Source organism: Pseudonocardia pini (assembly GCF_013870575.1).
GTDB lineage: Bacteria > Actinomycetota > Actinomycetes > Mycobacteriales > Pseudonocardiaceae > Pseudonocardia > Pseudonocardia pini.
The window spans coordinates 1-3,750 of record NZ_JACBXB010000565.1; the positions used below are offsets into that span (position 1 = coordinate 1).

The 3,750-nt window shown below is 72.5% G+C and carries 3 protein-coding genes; all 3 read left to right on the top strand.

What is annotated here, in order from left to right; translation table 11 throughout:
• A partial coding sequence (locus H5J29_RS24790; protein WP_181783437.1) for a methylenetetrahydrofolate reductase occupies positions 1-785 on the top strand: 785 nt, incomplete at its 5' end.
• Between the two features lie 182 nt (positions 786-967).
• Complete coding sequence (locus H5J29_RS24795) at positions 968-2,692, top strand: peroxidase family protein (RefSeq protein WP_181783438.1); 1,725 nt, start codon at positions 968-970, stop codon at positions 2,690-2,692.
• Entirely contained in the window at positions 2,689-3,744 is a 1,056-nt protein-coding gene (locus H5J29_RS24800) for a trypsin-like serine peptidase (RefSeq protein ID WP_181783439.1), read from the top strand. Before H5J29_RS24795 ends, H5J29_RS24800 begins: the two co-directional genes overlap by 4 nt.
• Positions 3,745-3,750 lie beyond the last annotated feature (6 nt).

Genomic DNA, 3,750 nt, shown 5'->3' on the forward strand with positions numbered 1-3,750 from the left:
CGCCCGTCGACGGCCGTTCGATCACCGAGTGCGCCGCACTCCTGCGCGGGAGCGTCGACGCCGTCCTCGCCGGGGACGCCGCCACCTCCCGAGTCCAGTTCCCACCCGCCTACCGCGCCCGGCTGATCCAGGACGAGGGCCTGCGCGTGTGGGCGGGGGTGAACTGCCGGGACCGCAACCGGGTCGCCCTCGAGTCGGAGCTGGCGGCGCTGGCCCACGCCGGCGTCGCCGCCGTGCACTGTGTGACCGGCGACCACCCCGCGAGCGGCGGCAGGCCCGACGCGATGCCGGTCTTCGACCTCGACTCCACCCGCCTGGTCGCCCTCGCCGCCGAGCTCGGCCTGCTCGTCTCGGTCGCCGAGTCGCCCGCCGCCCCACCGGTCGCGTCGCGCGCACAGCGGGTGTCCGAGAAGGCGAAGGCCGGCGCGGCGTTCGCGATGTTGCAGTACTGCGGGGAGGCGGCCGAGGTCGCCGCGTTTGCCGCCGAGGTGGCTGCCACCTCCCATCCGGTGCCGGTGTTGCCCGGCGTGCCCGTCGTCGTCGACAAGGAGGGGGCGGAGCTCCTGCACTCCTTCGCCGCCGCCGTCCTGCCCGCGGGCTACACCGAGACGGTCCTCGCGGCCGACGATCCGCTGGCCGCAGGCGTCGAGGTCGCCGTCCGGTACGGCCGCGAGCTCCTGGCGCTCGACGGCGTGGCCGGAGTCGTGCTGGCCGGTGGCGTGGCCGCGGGCGCCGAGCCCCGCTTCGCCGAGACCCTCGCCGAGATCGCCCGCGCCCTCGCCTGATCCAGGACTCGGGAGCGAACCGGTCGGGAGTCGACCGTCCCACCCCCGACCGGTGGATCATCGCTGGTCCGGACGGCGGAGAGGTGGGTGGGAGAACCCCGAGATCTAGGGAGTTACCCGAAGCCGAGAGGAGGTGCGGCCGGTCACGCTCGGTGCCTTCGAACGACGAGGGGGCACCCACCATGTCCGAGGGACAGATCCCGACCACCGAAGGCCGCATCAGCCGCGTCCTGACCGAGCTCACCCACGGCGGGCACGCGCTCGTCGACGACAACGCTGAAGCGCTCAAGCAGCTCGACCAACCCGGTTCCGAGGAAGCGCTGAGCCGAGTGGTGCAGGAGTCCGTCGACCGGGCCCGCGAGGTGGGCACCACACCCTTCGGCTACCTGTTCACCTCGTTGCAGGGCACCTACCCCGACGCCCACCTCGCCGGCTCGACCGTCGCCGAGGCGAAGGCCACTGTGGATGCGCTCAACGCCCTCGGCGAGGCGATGATCGAGCAGGCCGAGCCGGCGGAGACCAACTCGACGATCCCGCCGATCCACACCTACTGGGGCCAGTTCGTCGACCACGACATCACCGCGAACACGGACCGAGACACCACGGTCGGCATCACGGCCGACCCCCTACTGCCGCTGCACCCCGACCAGGTCGTGGCGCGGCTGGAGAACCTGCGTGCCCCTTCGCTGAACCTCGACTCGGTCTACGGCGACGGCCCGTTCGTCACGAAGCGGTCGGCGAACGACGAGCCCGTGCCGTACCAGGCCGACGACCCGATCAAGCTGAAGCTGGGGAAGATCGTGACCATCCCCGACTTCGTGCCGGGGGACGATGACCGCGACCTGCCCCGGCGTGGCACGGGCAGCACCGACGGCGAGAAGCGGGTCGCGCAGATCGGCGACGGCCGCAACGACGAGAACCTGATCGTCGCGCAGATCCACGTGGCGTTCCTCCGGTTCCACAACAACGCCGTCAACTGGGTCCGGGCGAACGAGCCCGCGCTGGAGAGCGACGTCGAGGTGTTCCTCCGCGCCCGCGAGCTGACCCGGTGGGCCTACCAGTGGGTCACCGTGCACGACTACCTGCGAACCATCACCGCGCCGGGCATCGTCGACGCGGTGCTCAGCGACGACTCGGACCTGCTGGACCTGGAGGGTCGCGGCACCTACATGCCGCTGGAGTTCTCGGTGGCGGCCTTCCGCTTCGGACACAGCATGGTGCGCGCCGCCTACGACTGGAACAGGTTCTTCGGGTTGCCCGGCGGGCCCCAGCCCGCCGCGGCGACCTTCGACCAGATGTTCCGGTTCACCGGCGGCGGCGGCTTCGTCGGTCCGCTCGTCGCCCTCCCCTCCAACTGGCCCGCCGAGTGGGACCGCATGGTCGAGAAGGGCGAGACCGTCGACCGCAACCGGTTCGCCCGCAAGATCGACACTCACCTCGCGATGCCGCTGGGCGAACTCACCAAGGAGGGCAACGACGGCGACCCCACCCTCCCGGTGAACGTCATGCTCAAGCACCTCGCGCGCCGGAACCTGCTGCGCGGCTTCCGGTTGGCGCTGCCCACCGGCCAGGCCGTCGCCCGCCGCCTCGGCGCCACGCCGCTGACCGAGGCCGAGCTCGACGGCCCCGGCGACCTGCACCAGGCGCTCGTCGCCGGTGGGTTCCTGCAGGCCACCCCGCTCTGGTACTACGTGCTCAAGGAGGCGGAGGTCCAGCGCGGCGGGGAGTCCCTCGGCCAGGTCGGCAGCACGATCGTCGCCGCCACCCTGATCGGGCAGCTCCGGGCCGATCCCTCGTCGTACCTGCAGGACACCTCCTGGAGCCCGGCCGAGGGCGTCACCCTGCTCAGTGGGGCACCCATCCGCTCCATCGCCGACTTCCTCCGTTTCGCCGGGGTGCTGACGTGAACCAGGCGGACCAGGAGCGGCTGGCCTGGGAGCGGTTCAAGGCCACGGCCAAGCAGCGCAAGGACTTCAAGCGGGCGCGGGAGGCGGGGCACACCGTCGTCGCGGACACCCGGGAGCAGCTGGTGGCGCGGGCCAGGCGCCTCGTGCGGCTCGGCGAGGTGGACCCGGACGCCCTGGTGCGGGCGATGGAACAGCCCTCGGACGGCCGGGCGCTGGAGCGGATCATCGAGTCCGCCGACCTGCAGAAGGTCAACTTCCTCGGCCGGGGCGCGGACGCCGCCCGCGCGGTGGCCCGGGTGATGATCCGGCAGGGCCGCGCCACGGCGGGTTTCGGCACGGCGTTCCTGGTGGGGCGCAGGCTCGTCCTCACGAACAACCACGTCCTGCCCGACGTCGCGACGGCGAGCGGGTCGCTGCTGGAGTTCGACTTCGAGGACGGGCCGGACGGCCTGGCCAAGCCGGTCGTCCGGTTCGAGCTGGACCCGGCGACGCTCTTCCTGACCGACGAGGGCCTGGACTACACGCTCGTCGCGGTGCGGCCGGACGGGGAGGGCCGTGCCGCGGGAGCCCTGTACGGCTGGAACGTCCTCATCGCCCAGCAGGGCAAGATCGTCACGGGCGAGCCGGTGAACGTCGTCGGGCATCCGGACGGGCGCCCGAAGGAGATCGCGATCCGGGAGAACCAGCTGGTCAACCAGCTGCCGGACTTCCTGCACTACAGAACCGACACCCAGCCGGGCAACTCCGGCTCCCCGGTGTTCAACGACCAGTGGGAGGTCGTCGCGCTGCACCACTCGGGCGTCCGCGACCCCGCGGGCGGCCCGGACGACTGGATCGCCAACGAGGGCGCGCGGATCAGCCGGGTGATGGAGGACCTGCGCGCCAAGGCGACCGGCCCGGCGCAGCAGGCCGTCCTCGCCGAGCTCGGTGCCGCGGCCGACCCGGTACCGCTGGTGCGGACCCCGGAGGCCGTCATCACCGCCGCGCCCGCCGTGGTGCGGCCGTCCCCCGGCCGATCTCGCGGCCCTTCTCGTCGAGCACCCGGAAGGTGACGACGA